The 15,284-nt window shown below is 43.5% G+C and carries 13 protein-coding genes and 1 riboswitch; all 13 genes read left to right on the top strand.

Annotated features, from left to right (window positions below):
- The first annotated feature begins 14 nt into the window (after window positions 1–14).
- On the top strand, window positions 15–284 hold the full coding sequence (locus MAMMFC1_RS18905) for a YlmC/YmxH family sporulation protein (protein ID WP_126309994.1): 270 nt from the start codon (window positions 15–17) through the stop codon (window positions 282–284).
- Between the two features lie 110 nt (window positions 285–394).
- Entirely contained in the window at window positions 395–1,012 is a 618-nt protein-coding gene (locus MAMMFC1_RS18900; protein ID WP_126309993.1) for a general stress protein, read from the top strand.
- Window positions 1,013–1,188: 176 nt separating this feature from the next.
- Window positions 1,189–1,364, top strand: a riboswitch (Lysine riboswitch).
- Between the two features lie 109 nt (window positions 1,365–1,473).
- Window positions 1,474–2,268: a 4-hydroxy-tetrahydrodipicolinate reductase gene (gene dapB / locus MAMMFC1_RS18895; protein WP_126309992.1), complete on the top strand. Its 795-nt coding sequence runs from the start codon at window positions 1,474–1,476 to the stop codon at window positions 2,266–2,268.
- Between the two features lie 60 nt (window positions 2,269–2,328).
- Complete coding sequence (locus MAMMFC1_RS18890; RefSeq protein ID WP_126309991.1) at window positions 2,329–3,360, top strand: aspartate-semialdehyde dehydrogenase; 1,032 nt, start codon at window positions 2,329–2,331, stop codon at window positions 3,358–3,360.
- A 10-nt stretch (window positions 3,361–3,370) separates the two neighbouring features.
- Window positions 3,371–4,591: an aspartate kinase gene (gene dapG / locus MAMMFC1_RS18885; RefSeq protein WP_126309990.1), complete on the top strand. Its 1,221-nt coding sequence runs from the start codon at window positions 3,371–3,373 to the stop codon at window positions 4,589–4,591.
- 15 nt (window positions 4,592–4,606) lie between these two features.
- Window positions 4,607–5,491 (top strand): 4-hydroxy-tetrahydrodipicolinate synthase, encoded by an 885-nt coding sequence (dapA, locus tag MAMMFC1_RS18880; protein ID WP_126309989.1) that lies wholly within the window; start codon window positions 4,607–4,609, stop codon window positions 5,489–5,491.
- A gap of 801 nt (window positions 5,492–6,292) precedes the next feature.
- The gene (locus MAMMFC1_RS18875) at window positions 6,293–7,891 is read left to right on the top strand and encodes a ribonuclease J (protein ID WP_416338594.1); all 1,599 of its coding nucleotides are present in this window, start codon (window positions 6,293–6,295) and stop codon (window positions 7,889–7,891) included.
- Between the two features lie 80 nt (window positions 7,892–7,971).
- The gene (locus MAMMFC1_RS18870; protein WP_126309987.1) at window positions 7,972–8,763 is read left to right on the top strand and encodes a ClpP family protease; all 792 of its coding nucleotides are present in this window, start codon (window positions 7,972–7,974) and stop codon (window positions 8,761–8,763) included.
- On the top strand, window positions 8,763–9,011 hold the full coding sequence (locus MAMMFC1_RS18865; RefSeq protein ID WP_126309986.1) for a YlzJ-like family protein: 249 nt from the start codon (window positions 8,763–8,765) through the stop codon (window positions 9,009–9,011). Before MAMMFC1_RS18870 ends, MAMMFC1_RS18865 begins: the two co-directional genes overlap by 1 nt.
- Before the next feature lie 106 nt (window positions 9,012–9,117).
- Window positions 9,118–11,280, top strand: coding sequence for an FtsK/SpoIIIE family DNA translocase (locus tag MAMMFC1_RS18860; RefSeq protein ID WP_416338591.1), 2,163 nt, complete (start codon window positions 9,118–9,120; stop codon window positions 11,278–11,280).
- Between the two features lie 87 nt (window positions 11,281–11,367).
- The gene (gene mnmH / locus MAMMFC1_RS18855; protein WP_331852775.1) at window positions 11,368–12,462 is read left to right on the top strand and encodes a tRNA 2-selenouridine(34) synthase MnmH; all 1,095 of its coding nucleotides are present in this window, start codon (window positions 11,368–11,370) and stop codon (window positions 12,460–12,462) included.
- Window positions 12,431–13,210, top strand: coding sequence for a helix-turn-helix domain-containing protein (locus MAMMFC1_RS18850; protein WP_126309984.1), 780 nt, complete (start codon window positions 12,431–12,433; stop codon window positions 13,208–13,210). The genes mnmH and MAMMFC1_RS18850 overlap by 32 nt, the downstream gene beginning before the upstream one ends.
- A gap of 82 nt (window positions 13,211–13,292) precedes the next feature.
- Window positions 13,293–15,161: a YgiQ family radical SAM protein gene (locus tag MAMMFC1_RS18845; RefSeq protein ID WP_126310773.1), complete on the top strand. Its 1,869-nt coding sequence runs from the start codon at window positions 13,293–13,295 to the stop codon at window positions 15,159–15,161.
- Window positions 15,162–15,284: the final 123 nt, after the last annotated feature.

The raw sequence follows: 15,284 nt of genomic DNA, 5'->3' as shown, positions 1-15,284 counted from the left end.
TGGGGGGAGAGGTAGTGCGGATTAGTGAGTTTACAGGAAAAGAGGTAATCAATCTTGGGGATGGGGCGCGTTTAGGAATAATTAATGAATGTGAACTGTCTATTGATAGCCAGACAGGCCAAATTTTAGGAATTATATTGCCCAAAAGAAAAAATCTGTTAAATTTTTTGGCGGATCTACAAAGCACTGTTGTTCCATGGCAAGCAATTAAACGAATTGGAGAGGAAGTAATTATCGTTGATTTAAATAATTCGTACGAATCGTACGAACGTATATTGGGATAATAATACTGGAATTTGGTGCCGAAGTTCGTTGATTCTATGGTATATGACTTGCTTAGCGGGATAAACTAACATTGCATCACAAAATCTATTCTAAGTTAGGAGGTAAAATCATGGCTACATACAATTCCAATAGCACAGCAACTGGAAATACTCACATTGAAAACGACTCTTTGGTCACCGGCTATTCTAATTCGCAAAGTTCGGCAGTTCAGCAGACTTTATCAGGGGGGCAGAATGTCGGGCAGGGTGTGAAAACTGTTGTGGGGATATTTAATTCCCATGATGACGCGGAAAAAGCTGTTAATGCGTTAAGATCACAAGGATTCGGTATTGAGGAAATTAATATCGTCTCAAAAAATAAAAGTACCCGCAACCGGGAAAATCAATATTTTGAGGACGATGTGACTGATGGTGCCTTGACAGGCGGTACTCTTGGCGGGATAGGAGGACTGCTTTTAGGAGCAGGGGCTTTAGCAATCCCGGGAGTTGGTCCGGTTTTGGCCGCAGGTCCTATTGCAGCAGCCCTAAGCGGCGCAGTCGCCGGCGGAATTGCTGGCGGACTGATCGACTGGGGAATTCCGGCCGAAGCAGGTAAGCATTATGAAGAACAAGTGGCCAAAGGAGGAATATTGACCGTCATCCGTACCAGTGAGAACAAAGTTCAGCAGGCGGCGCAAGTTCTTCGCCAATACGGCGCCAAGGATGTTGAAACTCATTCGATCAAATAGTTTTAAAAGTTAAATCAGTTATTCAAAGGTTAATTCGCTAATTCCGCTAATTCAAGGTAGCTTAAACCGGGATGAATTCCCGGTTTTTAATTTTTTTATTAATTTTTATTATTGTTGACACTTTAGGAACCTTTATTATACAATGAACGTAAAATGAATAAGCAACATCCTGGGCAGGATGAAGTAGAGGTGCGGGAGTCAAAAGTACTTTCAGGGAGAGTGGTACCAATGATCTGAAGGGAAAGGGTCAACCGCCGAAGTGGGAAGAACTACCGGCGTTTTTCTTGCTGGTCTTATACTGAATAAGTTTAAGACTGTCACCAAAAATTATTGGTGGAGAGCTATCTCGTCTGGCAAGGGAAGATATAAATATTTTCCTATGCCGTAAGGCTGTATTTTACAGCGGGTGAGAACAGCACTCACCGGCTGTTATTTTATTTGTTAAAAGAGGTGGTATTGTTGTGATACGAGTGTTAGTGTGCGGCGCCTACGGAAAAATGGGACGGGAAGTGTTGAAAGCCGTACATAAAGATGAACATTTAAGCATTGTTGGCGCTGTCGATTTAAAATCTGATTTTAACGATGTTGGGGATATTATAGGTGCGGGGAAAACCGGGGTTATTGTCGGCAATGACTTGAGTATGGTAATCAATGAAACGAAACCCCAAGTTATGGTTGATTTTACCAATCCGGAGGCTGTTATGAATAATATCAGAATCGCAATCAATAACGGCGTGTGTCCGGTGGTTGGGACTACCGGACTATCGGAAGAAGATCTTCAAGAAGTGCGTGACTTATGCGAATATACAAAAGTAAATGCTATTATTTCGCCTAATTTTTCAATTGGGGCCATACTAATGATGAGATTGGCGCAAGAGGCGGTAAAATATCTGCCCCAAGTCGAGATTATTGAACTTCATCATGATCAAAAACTGGATGCGCCGTCTGGAACTGCCTTGAGAACGGCGGAATTAATCGCTCAGGTTCGGGGAACTTTACGCCAAGGACATCCGGATGAATTTGAAAAACTGGCCGGCGCAAGAGGGAGCGAGCTAGCCGGCATTAGGGTTCACAGTGTCCGGCTTCCTGGCTATGTGGCCCATCAGGAAGTTATTTTTGGCGGTCTGGGTCAAACGTTAACCATTCGTCACGACTCAATCTCCAGAGAATCATTTATGCCTGGTGTAACGCTGGCCTGTAAGCGGATTCTAACAATTGACGGCCTGGTTTACGGGCTGGAGAACATTCTGGATTAAGGCGGGAAGAGGCCGAAACGAACTAGTTATATATATATTATTATAGAGAGGGTGTCGCATATGAAAAAGTATAATGTGGCAATTTTAGGCGCTACTGGAGCTGTTGGCCGCGAATTTATTAAATTAATCGAAGAACGGAATTTTCCGTACAATGAACTTAAGTTACTGGCCTCGGAACGTTCAGCGGGTAAAGAGATTGAAGTTGCAGGCAAAAAGTATACTGTAGAGGAAGCCCGGCCTGATTCATTTAAAGAAATACAGATTGCTTTGTTTGCCGGGGGATCTATTAGCAAGACACTTGCGCCGGAAGCTGTTAAGTTTGGTGCTGTAGTAATCGACAACTCCAGTGCTTTTCGCATGGATCCCGAAGTGCCTTTGGTTGTGCCTGAAGTCAATCCGGAAGCTATTAAGCAGCACCGGGGCATAATTGCCAATCCCAACTGTTCAACAATCATTATGGTTATGGCTTTGAAACCCATATATGACAGTGTAAAAATCAAACGAGTGGTAGTTTCAACCTATCAGGCAGTATCAGGAGCGGGTAAAGAAGCAATTGACGAATTGACGGATCAGGTTGAAGCCGTCATGGAAGAACGTCCGGTAAAAGCGCGTGTATTGCCAAGTGCGAGCCTTGACAAGCACTATCAAATCGCATTTAATCTCATTCCGCATATCGATATATTTGTAGATGGAGACTATACAAAAGAAGAGATGAAGATGGTTAATGAGACGCATAAAATATTAAACGATCCTAGCATCGGCATTTCGGCCACAACGGTCAGGGTGCCGGTATACCGCGCCCATTCGGAATCCATAAATCTGGAACTTGACGGTCCGTTATCGCCGCCGGAAGCCAAAGAACTTTTGGCTAAATTCCCAGGAGTTATTGTACAAGATAATCCGGCTGAAATGATTTACCCAATGCCGCTGTTGGCATCTGGTCATGATGAAGTGTTTGTGGGGAGAATTCGCGAAGATAAGTCTGTAAAACACGGACTTAATATGTGGGTAGTTGGTGATCAAATTAGAAAAGGTGCAGCCCTTAATGCTGTACAAATAGCGGAGTACATGATTCATCAAAATTTAATTTGAGGTGTGGCAAATGCGAATAATTGTCCAAAAGTTTGGGGGAACCTCAGTTGCCTCACCTGAGGTTCGGGAGCTTGTATTAAAAAAAATAGAAAAAGCGCGTGAACAAGAGTTCCATCCGGTAGTTGTCGTATCAGCCATGGGACGAAGGGGCGATTGTTATGCGACCGATACCTTTATTAACATGGCCCGGGACACATATAAATACATTGCGCCACGAGAACTGGACCATATCATGTACTGTGGAGAAATGATATCGGCTGTGGTAATGGCGGGAACTCTTCAAGCTGCCGGTATGGATGCAATCATGCTTACCGGTGGGCAGGCCGGTATCATAACCGATGGAAGCTTTAATCATGCGCGTATATTAAAATGCGACCCTACCCGCCTTTTTGGGCTGACAAAGGCAGGAAAAATACCTGTAGTATGCGGTTTTCAGGGAATGACTTCCGAGGGAGAATTTACTACATTAGGACGTGGCGGCAGTGATACTACGGCAGCGGCATTAGGCGCCGCTTTAAATGCTGAGTTGGTGGAAATATATACTGATGTTGACGGCATTATGACAGCTGATCCGAGAATTGTTGCCAATGCCAAAATACTGGATTGTATTAGTTATGGGGAAGTTTGCCAACTCGCGCACCAAGGGGCTAAAGTAATACATCCGAGGGCGGTAGAAATAGCGATGCAAAAAAATATTCCGTTAGTTGTTAAATCTACATTTTCTGATGCGCCCGGTACTCTGATAACAAACATAGGGAAAGAGGATGCTGACGGGACTACAGTAACGGACCGGGTGGCAACTGGAGTCACTTATTTGGGAAATATTGTTCAGATAAAAATTCATTTGGATGAGGATATTTCCAGCGATGACAGCTACAAAGTATTTAAAACCATGGCCGACAGCGGCATTAGTGTCGATCTAATCAATGTCCATCCCGGTGAAATCATGTTTACCATTGATTCTGATTTTGCTGAGAGGGCAATAGCGAAACTCAAGCGGCAGGGTTATGACGTGGAAATGGTTGAAAGCTGTGCTAAAGTATCTGTCGTTGGTGGTGGTATGAGAGAGGTTCCCGGTGTTATGGCTAATTTTATTGAGGCTCTGTCAAAGAAGAAGATTGCCATTCTACAAACAGTAGATTCTCATACTTCCATTTCAGTGCTTGTCCAAAAAGGTGATGTAGAAGCCGCCGTTAAAGCTTTACACGAGAAGTTTGGCTTGTGTAATTAGATTGGAGGGGGAAGAATGAAAAATTTCGGGCGGGTTCTTACCGCTATGGTCACGCCGTTTAATGATGATCAATCTGTAAACTATCGCGAAGCTGCCAGACTTGCCGAATATCTTGTACAAAACGGATCCGACGGACTTGTGCTTGCCGGTAGTACCGGCGAATCAGCCACATTAACGAAAGAAGAGAAGGTAAAGCTATTTGCAGCTGTGCTTGACGCAGTTGGCGATAAAGCTACTGTGATCGCCGGTACCGGGTCCAATGATACCCGGGCATCAATTGCTCTAACGCAGGAAGCTGAAAAAGCCGGCGTCCATGGAGCTATGGCGGTCGGTCCATATTATAATAAACCGCCACAAGAAGGATATTACCAACACTTTAAAGCCATTGCCGAGTCAACGGGACTACCACTTATCCTCTACAACATTCCAGGGCGTACCGCCTCTAATATTTTGCCGCCGACTATCGCCAGATTGGCTGAAATCAAAAATATTGTCGCTATTAAGGAAGCTAGCGGCAGCCTTGAGCAAGTATCTGAAATAATCAGAACCACCCCTGACGAATTTTTGGTATATAGCGGTGACGACGGTTTCACATTGCCTCTTCTTGCTCTTGGCGGTGTAGGGATCATAAGTGTTGCTGCCCACATTGTCGGCAATAGGATGCAGGAAATGGTAACTGCCTTTTTCGCCGGCAATATTTCCAAAGCTCAGGCAATTCATTTGGAGTTATTGCCGTTCTTTAAAGTCATATTTATAACAACCAATCCGATACCTATAAAAGAAGCCCTCAATCTGACCGGATTTAAGGCAGGACAGGTAAGATTGCCTTTAGTTCCGCCAATGGAAACAGAATCCAATCAAATCAAAAAAGTTATGCAAAGTCTGGGTATCTTACAATAATTAATAAGTCCCGGCGGTATACCGCCGGGATTTTTGTATTAAATACCAAGATTTGCATATAATATTTAGACGGAAAGAGCTTGCCACTTGTTGTCATCTTTCAAATCGGGTATAATAATTATAAGTGGACGGTACGGCTGGTTTTTTGAACTAATTATCTAGTTTATTATGAGCGAGCGGTAAAAAACTGAATACAATTTGTTTTTTTCAGTATCAGAGTTTCACTTTTCGGAGATTTTCCCAATAGTTCGGACTTTATGGCTTTTCGGGAAGGTGAAAAACAGTATAATTGTTTTCCCAATCTTCCTAATCGAAAAATTTATTCTTTCTGCTTAAAGACCCTGCGGGTCTTACGTGCGGCGCCAGAAAGTATAACTTTTCGGGATTTATCCAAGGCACTTTGCTTCCATGGAGCCGGAAAGTAGTTTACTTTTTTCCTGCTTAAAAACTCGTTTGGTTTTTCTTGCAGTATCAAGTCTGCTTGTAAACGCCCCTCTGCTTCATTGCTCTTGCGGGCCCGGTCTAGTATGCAAGCTTTTCTTAGCATGATAGACGCATCTCACATAGCGCATTCTATGGCGACAATCTCTTACGTACCACCATGTACAGCCACGCTGGCGTTCTCGTTGCGCCTCGCATATGAACGTTTCGAATCAACCTTATATCAGATTAAAGAAGCGGCACGTCTCTCACTAATAACTGTAAATAATTGTATATTTGGAGGTGTACTTTTTTTTGGCAAAACAATCAAACAAAATACAAATCATTCCTCTTGGGGGACTGGGAGAAATCGGCAAGAATATGACAATAGTCCGCTATGGGGATGAAATTATCATTATTGACTCTGGTTTGATGTTCCCGGAAGACGATATGCTAGGTATAGATTTAGTCATTCCGGATATTACCTACTTACTTGACAATCGTGATTTGGTTAAGGCTATCGTACTCACCCACGGACATGAAGATCACATCGGTGCATTACCTTACGTTCTTAAGCAATTGAATGTGCCGGTTTATGGTACAAGGCTTACTCTGGGAATATTAGAAGGACGCCTGAAAGAAAACAATGTATCGGCGAATAACTTACATGCGATTAAGGCCGGCGATCAGATACAAATCGGTGCATTAAAAGTCGGATTTATTCGAGTTAGTCACTCCATTGCCGATTCAGTTGCTCTGTGGATTAAGACCCCGATCGGAACCATTGTTCATACTGGCGACTTCAAGCTTGACCAGACGCCTGTGGATGGAAAGGTAACTGATTTTCATAGGTTTGCCGAACTTGGCGATCAAGGAGTGTTAGTTTTACTTGCAGACAGTACAAATGCTGAAAGACCAGGTTATACGTTAAGCGAAAAGTCGGTTGGAGCTACCTTTGATGAAGCTTTTCGCAATGCCCATGAACGTATCATTATTGCTTCATTTTCATCCAACATCCATAGAATTCAGCAGGCCATAGATACAGCCTGCAAGCACAAACGAAAAGTGGCTGTTTTGGGCCGCAGTATGGTTAATGTTGTAAATATTGCTTTAGAATTAGGATACCTGACTGTACCGGAAGGTGTAATAATTGATATTGATGAAATTAACAATTACCCTGCAGCGGGAATAGTAATTCTAACCACAGGCAGTCAGGGAGAACCAATGTCGGCTTTAACCAGAATGGCAATGTCTGATCACAAAAAAGTGGAAATCGTCCCGGGGGATACGGTTATTATATCGGCGACCCCGATACCGGGCAATGAAAAGCTGGTATCGAGAACCATAGACTATCTTTTCCGTCAAGGCGCTGAGGTCGTGTATGAATCCACGTCGGGTATTCACGTCTCCGGGCATGCCAGCCAAGAGGAGTTAAAACTCATTCATAACCTTATTCGTCCGAAATTTTTTATACCGGTACACGGCGAGTACAGGCACTTGATTAAACACGCCAAACTGGCTCAGGCCCTTGGAATGGCTAAAGAAAATATTTTTGTTGCCGAGAATGGCCAAGTTTTAGAATTTACTGCTGAAAAAGGCGGTATTGTCGGTAAGGTTACATCCGGCAACGTCCTTGTCGATGGTCTGGGAGTGGGTGATGTCGGCAATATTGTTCTTCGTGATCGCAGACAGTTGTCCCAAGACGGAATCTTGATTGTTGTGGTAACGATGGATAAGCAGCGTGGCTCAGCCGTGGCTGGCCCGGATATTGTATCAAGGGGATTTGTTTACGTGCGGGAATCTGAGCAGTTGATGGAAGAAGCCAAAGAACGGGTTAAACAGGCACTTGAAAAATGTGAGCTTGGCGGAGTGACTGAGTGGTCCGCCATTAAATCGAATGTTCGCGATACGTTAGGTAAATATCTCTATGAGAGAACGCGCCGGCGGCCGATGATATTACCGATAATTATGGAAGTTTAACAGAATGAAATTTCCACCCACGCCAATACTATAAATGTAAGCTCATGTATCTGACATTTTAGCGCTGGGGGAATTTCGAAATGCTTAATAATGATAATCCGGTAGTAGCTCCTCCCGGGACAAACCCGGAACAGCCGCAAACTATGCCGTCACCGGCTCCTGCGAAAAGAACCAAGCAGGCCCGCAAGGCTGCTTCTGTTACCGACAATATCCAGGAACTAGGGTCAACAGAAGTACCTATGGCCAAAACGAATATTCACGTTATGACTATTATTGGTCAAATTGAAGGCCATATGGTGCTGCCGCCTCAGAATAAGACGACAAAGTATGAGCATTTATTGCCGCAATTAGTGGCTATTGAGCAAGCCGATGAAATTGAAGGACTGTTATTAGTCATCAATACCGTTGGCGGCGATGTTGAGGCCGGATTGGCTATTGCCGAAATGGTCTCCAGTATGTCTAAGCCTTCAGTTTCGATAGTTTTAGGAGGCGGGCATAGTATTGGCGTGCCGATAGCTGTTTCCGCCAACTACTCCTACATCGTTGAAAGTGCAACTATGACCATTCACCCTATTCGCCTTACCGGATTGGTGATTGGCGCGCCCAGTTCGTTTGATTACCTCGAAAAAATGCAGGAACGGGTGAATAAGTTTGTCGTTACGAATTCTAATGTGACTGAGAAAAAGTGGAAGGAACTATTATTTAAGACAGGAGAGCTATCCAGAGATATCGGAACATCTGTTGGTGGCAAAGACGCAGTAAAATTTGGAATTATTGATCAAGTGGGTGGAGTTGCTCAAGCCATCAGCAAATTGAAAGAACTTATTGCGGCCCAAAAAGCCCAAAATGAGAATAAGGGGCTGAAACAATAATGCTTCTTTGGACAATTATACCAGAAGAGATGATTTTCCCCGTCTCAGATTTAACAGAAAACCGAAAATGCGAAGAAATAGAAGAAGTCGACTTTGGGGGTTGCCAGGTACAGGTCACCAAAGTTTCAGACGACCAGTACAAAATTCTTCGCTTATTAACGACTGATCCTGCAAAATACTTGCAGCAAGATCTTCAGCCCGGTACAATCATTGTTGCCAAAAAGTTATTTCAAACGCTCTCAAACTAAATGAGAGCGTTAATTTTTATTATTAGTTCTGTAAATTTTTTGCTGACTTAAAATAAAGGATTTCCAATTATTATATAGAACAGTATAAAGTTAGAGGTGATTTTGTTTGCCTAGATGGTTTGCTCAATTATCTCCGGAGTTAAAGTTTGAAATCTTAGGAGTAATATTAATAACCAGTGGCATTTTGGCGATTATCAGTTTATTAGGGTTAAACGTGGGACCTATGGGACTATTTTTTACCAAACTGCTTAAGTATACTTTTGGCATCGGCGCATTACTGATGCCTATTGTACTGATCATCATTGGTTTGCGTTATATTATGACAAAGCGGGAAATTGTCTACTCCGTGAAATTTTGGGGAATACTGCTGTTATACTTCTTGCTTTTGTCAATCTTTCATCACATTAAAACAATTCCGGGGCAAGAAATCATGCCGGATAGCTTGGCTCCAGGCGGCGGGCTTGTCGGCGGAATGATCCTGTTTACACTCCGAAAACTTTTAGGGGTGGACGGTTCAATGGTAGTTTTGGTTGCTTTATCGATTTGCGCTGTTTTGATGGCGACTACCTGGTCACTGGCTCAGACTCTGTTGACCGCAAAGCAAAAGGCGATAGAGAGCATTATGGAGGCACGTGAGGCAATAGCGTCTGCTACCGAAGAAATGGGATGTGACAAGCATTCTACCAAGTTTTACGATCAGCAACAGGATTCAGCTTCATTTATTTCTAACGAAAACGATGGTCATAGTGAACCGGAACCCAGCATGCCTTATCAGAAAACGGGGGCAGAGGAATTTCAGATTCATGGAGAAAAACCAACTGAGGTATTACATAAAATACAAAATGATACTAATTCTGCTTATAAATTGCCATCTTTAGCGTTATTAAACAAACCAAACAAACCGCGATCATCAAAATTGCCCAAAGAGATTTCGGATAACGCGCGGATACTGGAACAAACACTGGAGAGCTTTGGGGTCAGTGCCAAGGTGATTAATACCTGTCAGGGGCCTACTGTAACAAGATACGAGTTAGAACCTGCTCCTGGCGTCAAGGTGAGTAAAATTGTGAACTTAGCAGACGATTTGGCGTTAAAACTGGCATCCTCCGGTGTTAGAATTGAAGCTCCTATTCCCGGAAAGGCCGCCATCGGCATTGAGGTTCCCAATAAAGAATTGGCCGGAGTGATGTTGCGAGAGGTGTTGGAAAGTGATGACTTTCAACGATCTTCGTCCCGACTCACTGTTGCTCTCGGAAAAGATATTGCTGGTCAACCGGTCACTGCCGAATTGACCAAAATGCCCCATTTGCTGGTTGCGGGAGCAACGGGATCAGGGAAGAGTGTTTGTATCAATACACTGATAACCAGTATTCTGTTTAAAGCCAAACCGGATGAAGTGAAACTGGTGCTAATCGATCCTAAAATGGTTGAGCTAACCAACTATAACGGTATACCGCACTTATTAAGTCCAGTTGTAACCGATTCCAAAAAAGCAGCATCGGCATTGAATTGGGCTGTACAGGAGATGGAACGCCGGTACGCCCTTTTTGCAACTGGAGGCGTGCGGGATATTACAAGGTACAATGAGGTTAATCTTGAGGGAAGACTACCCTTTATTGTTATTATCATTGATGAGTTGGCCGATTTAATGATGGTAGCGCCGGTTGATGTTGAGGATGCCATATGCAGATTAGCCCAAAAAGCCAGGGCAGCCGGACTGCATTTAGTATTGGCTACGCAGCGTCCATCAGTCGATGTGATTACCGGAACTATCAAAGCGAATGTTCCCTCCCGGATTTCCTTTGCTGTCTCGTCGCAGGTTGATTCGCGCACAATACTCGATATGGCAGGGGCTGAGAAGCTATTAGGAAAAGGGGACATGCTGTTTTACCCGGTAGGGGCGGCGAAACCTTTACGAGTTCAGGGTGCATTTATCAGTGACAGCGAAGTAGAAGAGCTTGTGGAATTTATTAGACAACAAGCTGAACCGGAATATAATGAAGGGGTTACTGCGGCTGAAAGCACCAGCGAAAACACTGAACAACATTTTGAAGACGAGTTGTTGGAAGAAGCAGTCAAAATGGTACTTGAGACTGGGCAGGCTTCTGTATCTATGTTGCAGCGGAAGTTCCGCATTGGGTATACACGGGCGGCAAGACTCATTGATACAATGGAAGAAATGAAGATAGTGGGTCCTAATTTGGGAAGCAAAGCCCGTGATATTATCATGACATCGGATCAGATCTATGCGAGATATTTTATAAAATAAGTCAGTAAGTTAGTAAGTCAGATGGAATGTTTTTTAGTAAAATAAACTTAGGCAATAAGGGAAAACTAAATTGCTGATTTTTATAATGTGTTGGTGAACAGGTTGCATAAAATAATAACAGTTGCAAATGCACTACAATTAGAGGATCCAATATTTGTCGATATGCGATCACCTTCCGAATTTCAGATAGGAAGTATTAAAGGCGCGGTTAATATTCCTCTTTTTAGCAACGAGGAGAGGGTATTGGTAGGAACGACATATAAGTCGGTTGGAGCAGAGGATGCTAAACAGCAAGGCCTTGAAATCGTATCCGGCAAATTACCGGCTATTGTCCAACAAATCAGGACCATATCCCAAAAAGGCAGTACAGTTGTAGTCTACTGCTGGCGCGGCGGGATGAGATCAAGATCAGTGGTAGGCATTTTAGATATTATGGGAATAGCGGCTTATCAGCTGTTAGGCGGATATAAAGCATACAGGCGTCATATCTTAGATAAACTAGGCGCCTTTAGTCTCAACCCCCAAGTGGTTGTTTTATGTGGATCAACCGGAACCGGAAAAACTGCTGTTTTGGAGTTGTTAGGCAGTAAAGGTATTCCGGTCATTAATCTTGAGAAATTGGCTAATCACCGCGGATCAGTTTTTGGGCAGATTGGTTTGGGTTCCGCAACTACAGCCCCAAATTTTGATGTGGCGTTATTAGACGAATTAGAGCGTTATAATGACAGGCCTTTTATTGTTGTAGAATGTGAGAGTAAACGAGTCGGTAAGGTGTATCTTCCTGATTTTCTCTATGATGCGATCAAGCAAGGTAAAAAGCTGTTATTAATTACCGATATAGAGACGCGTATATCGCGACTCATGGAAGAATACCTGGACACATACGATAAAAATCAGCCGGAGATACTGGCTTGTATTGAAACTTTGCGCAAGCGATTAGGCAATAAGAAGACAGAACGGTTGCTGGATGATTTTAGACAGGGTCACGTGCGGGAGGTTGTTAGAACTCTGCTTGTGAAATATTATGATCCGTTGTATGGTTACGAGGGCGCTGCGGCGTCATATTTTGACCAAACGATTTTTGCTGATGACCTACATAATGCTGCAGAGAAAATTATCGAATATTTAAATCAGTTGGGAGGTACTTGTTATGCCGACAGTAGGGGAAATATTGAGAAGTGAGCGGGAAAAAAAAGGTTTTTCCATCAAGGATGTTGAGCGAGAAATCAGTATTAGAGCGCTTTATCTGAATGCTATTGAGGAAGGTAACTATTCTATCATTCCCGGTGAAGTTTATTTAAAGGGTTTTATTCGGAACTATGCCAACTTTTTGGGATTAGATGTGCAGCAGATAATGGCAGTATATCGCCAGAGTAAAGAAAAGCCTGCAACAGTTACATCTGCTTCTGTTATAGAGGAATCCCGTCTCAAAAAACAAGGGGCAACTTCAGCGGCGGAAAAGTCGTGGAACTACTCGATTGCCAAGTGGTTGATCGTTGCTCTTGTGGCCGGAGGAGTTGCAGGTTATGCATGGTGGTCTTCAAATGTCAAGCAACCGGCTCCTACACCACCGCCTCCTACTGCTCAGCAAATAAACCCAACTCAAAATTCTCCCCAACCTACTACACCTTCTACCTCTCAACCCCAAGTTACAACTCCTGCTAAACCCGCTAATGCTAAACCTGTGGTTGTAACGGCCAAGTTCTCGAATGATTGTTGGACTTTAGTGACTGCCGACGGCAGAGAAATATATGAAGGCATTCCCAAGCCGGGTGAGACGTTAACGTGGGAAGCTGACAATAAAATCACAATGAAATTGGGTAACGCGGGTGCCGTTAATTTGATATATAATGGGAAACAAATAGGAACCCCCGGAACGAACGGTGAAGTGATTGACAAAACATTTACTGCCAATTCAGTTACACCCTAATTTAGGGAGGGTGGTTCAAAATGTTCAGATGACAGCAGCGCAGATGGGCGTTTTGAGCCACCCTCCAAAAGGAACAGTGACTATGGACGGTTTCTTACCAATAAGCAAGCAGGATATGGCTGACAGAGGCTGGGATCAACTGGATTTTTTATGTATAAGCGGCGATGCGTATGTTGATCATTCCAGTTTTGGTCCGGCTATTATTTGCCGCTTATTGGAAAGCTGCGGTTTCAGGGTTGGCATCCTGCCTCAACCCGATTGGAGATCAACCCAGGATTTTAAAAGACTTGGCAAGCCTCGCTTAGGTGTATTGGTTTCTGCTGGCAATCTTGACTCCATGCTGAATAAATATACCGCCGCCAAAAAAATACGCAGCAGCGATAGTTATTCTCCTGGCGGCAAAACCGGGCTTCGGCCGGAACGGGCCACCATTGTGTACTGCAACCGTGTTAGGGAACTTTGGAAAAACGTCCCGCTTATTATCGGCGGGATTGAAGCCAGCCTGCGAAGATTTGCGCACTACGACTACTGGTCGGATACTGTCCGCCGCTCAATATTAATTGATAGTAAAGCTGATCTTTTAATATATGGCATGGGTGAAAAACCGGTAAAGGACATTGCTTCACAACTAGCCAATGGTATTAATGTATCAGATATCCGAACTGTACGAGGGACATGCTATATTGCCGAATCTCTTGACCACCTGTGGGAATTTATAGAAATGCCAGGTTATGAGGCGGTAAGCACCAGTAAGAAAGATTTTGCCGATGCATTTGCAATTCAATATTACGAACAAGATCCTATTCGTGGGAAAATAGTTGTTCAGAGGCATGGTGCGGCCTATGTTGTGCAAAATGCACCCTTATTTCCTTTAACTGCGGCGGAAATGGATGAAATTTACGAATTGCCGTATCAGCGAACATATCATCCGGTGTACGAACAGGCCGGTGGTGTTCCAGCTATTCAGGAAGTGAAATTTAGCCTGGTAAGTCACCGCGGCTGTTATGGAAGCTGTTCGTTTTGTGCGTTGTACGCTCATCAAGGAAGAATAATACAAAGCCGCAGTCACGAGTCAATCATAAAAGAAGCAATCAATCTCACCAAACTACCCGATTTTAAAGGGTATATTCACGATGTTGGCGGCCCCACGGCAAACTTTCGGGTGCCGGCCTGTCATTACCAAGCTGATCGTGGCACATGCAAAGGAAAACAATGCTTATATCCTACACCATGTAATAACTTGAATAAAAATCATGACGATTATCTGATACTCCTGCAAAAACTCAGACAACTTCCGGGAATAAAAAAAGTATTTGTTCGGTCGGGATTACGTTATGATTATTTAATGGCTGCCAACGATTCCAATTTTCTGAGGGAATTATGCGAGCACCATATAAGCGGGCAACTTAAAGTAGCGCCTGAGCATGTATCGCCTCATGTAACTGCTTTAATGGGAAAAGCAGGCATTGATGTATTTAAAAAATTTGCGCGTGTCTACCAGGAAACCAATAATAAACTGGGGAAAGAACAGTATCTTGTTCCGTATTTTATGTCAAGCCACCCCGGGGCTGGACTCAAAGAAGCAATTGAATTAGCGGAATTTGTCAGAGATTTAGGTTATCATCCCGAGCAGGTTCAGGATTTTATTCCCACTCCCGGCAGTCTTTCAACTTGCATGTATTATACAGGGGTGAACCCGCTAACAGGGGAACAGGTCTTTGTTGCTAAGTCGGCTCACGATAAGAGACTTCAACGGGCACTGATCCAGTATCGGGATCCTAAAAATTATCATTTAGTATACGAGGCTTTGATAAAAGACGGAAGAAAGGATTTAATAGGCTATAGTCCGAAATGCTTGATCCGGCCGCCTAAAAATCAGGATTATCCCGTAGCGTCGCAAAAGAAAAAACCGGATAAACAACGGCGTTTGCCGGCAGCGCGAAATAAATGACAAAAGGGCTAACCTGACACGTAGCGATGCATCGTACATTGTATCATAATTTATAAACTTTTCAGCATAACTTCGCATTCAAGCTGTCATACTACAAAGAATAACCATCTAGCCTCTAGGGAG

This window comes from Methylomusa anaerophila (assembly GCF_003966895.1).
In the GTDB taxonomy this organism is placed as follows: Bacteria; Bacillota; Negativicutes; order Sporomusales; family Sporomusaceae; genus Methylomusa; species Methylomusa anaerophila.
Note: the sequence above shows the minus strand (reverse complement) of the source record. Positions and strands in the feature narration are given on the sequence as shown.

Coding starts and splice junctions, on each gene's coding strand:
- MAMMFC1_RS18845 (WP_126310773.1), top strand. CDS start 13,293: ATGGACGGTTTCTTACCAATAAGCAAGCAGGATATGGCTGACAGAGGC.
- MAMMFC1_RS18890 (WP_126309991.1), top strand. CDS start 2,329: ATGAAAAAGTATAATGTGGCAATTTTAGGCGCTACTGGAGCTGTTGGC.
- MAMMFC1_RS18875 (WP_416338594.1), top strand. CDS start 6,293: ATGACAATAGTCCGCTATGGGGATGAAATTATCATTATTGACTCTGGT.
- MAMMFC1_RS18850 (WP_126309984.1), top strand. CDS start 12,431: ATGCCGACAGTAGGGGAAATATTGAGAAGTGAGCGGGAAAAAAAAGGT.
- MAMMFC1_RS18870 (WP_126309987.1), top strand. CDS start 7,972: ATGCTTAATAATGATAATCCGGTAGTAGCTCCTCCCGGGACAAACCCG.
- MAMMFC1_RS18900 (WP_126309993.1), top strand. CDS start 395: ATGGCTACATACAATTCCAATAGCACAGCAACTGGAAATACTCACATT.
- dapG (WP_126309990.1), top strand. CDS start 3,371: ATGCGAATAATTGTCCAAAAGTTTGGGGGAACCTCAGTTGCCTCACCT.
- MAMMFC1_RS18865 (WP_126309986.1), top strand. CDS start 8,763: ATGCTTCTTTGGACAATTATACCAGAAGAGATGATTTTCCCCGTCTCA.
- dapA (WP_126309989.1), top strand. CDS start 4,607: ATGAAAAATTTCGGGCGGGTTCTTACCGCTATGGTCACGCCGTTTAAT.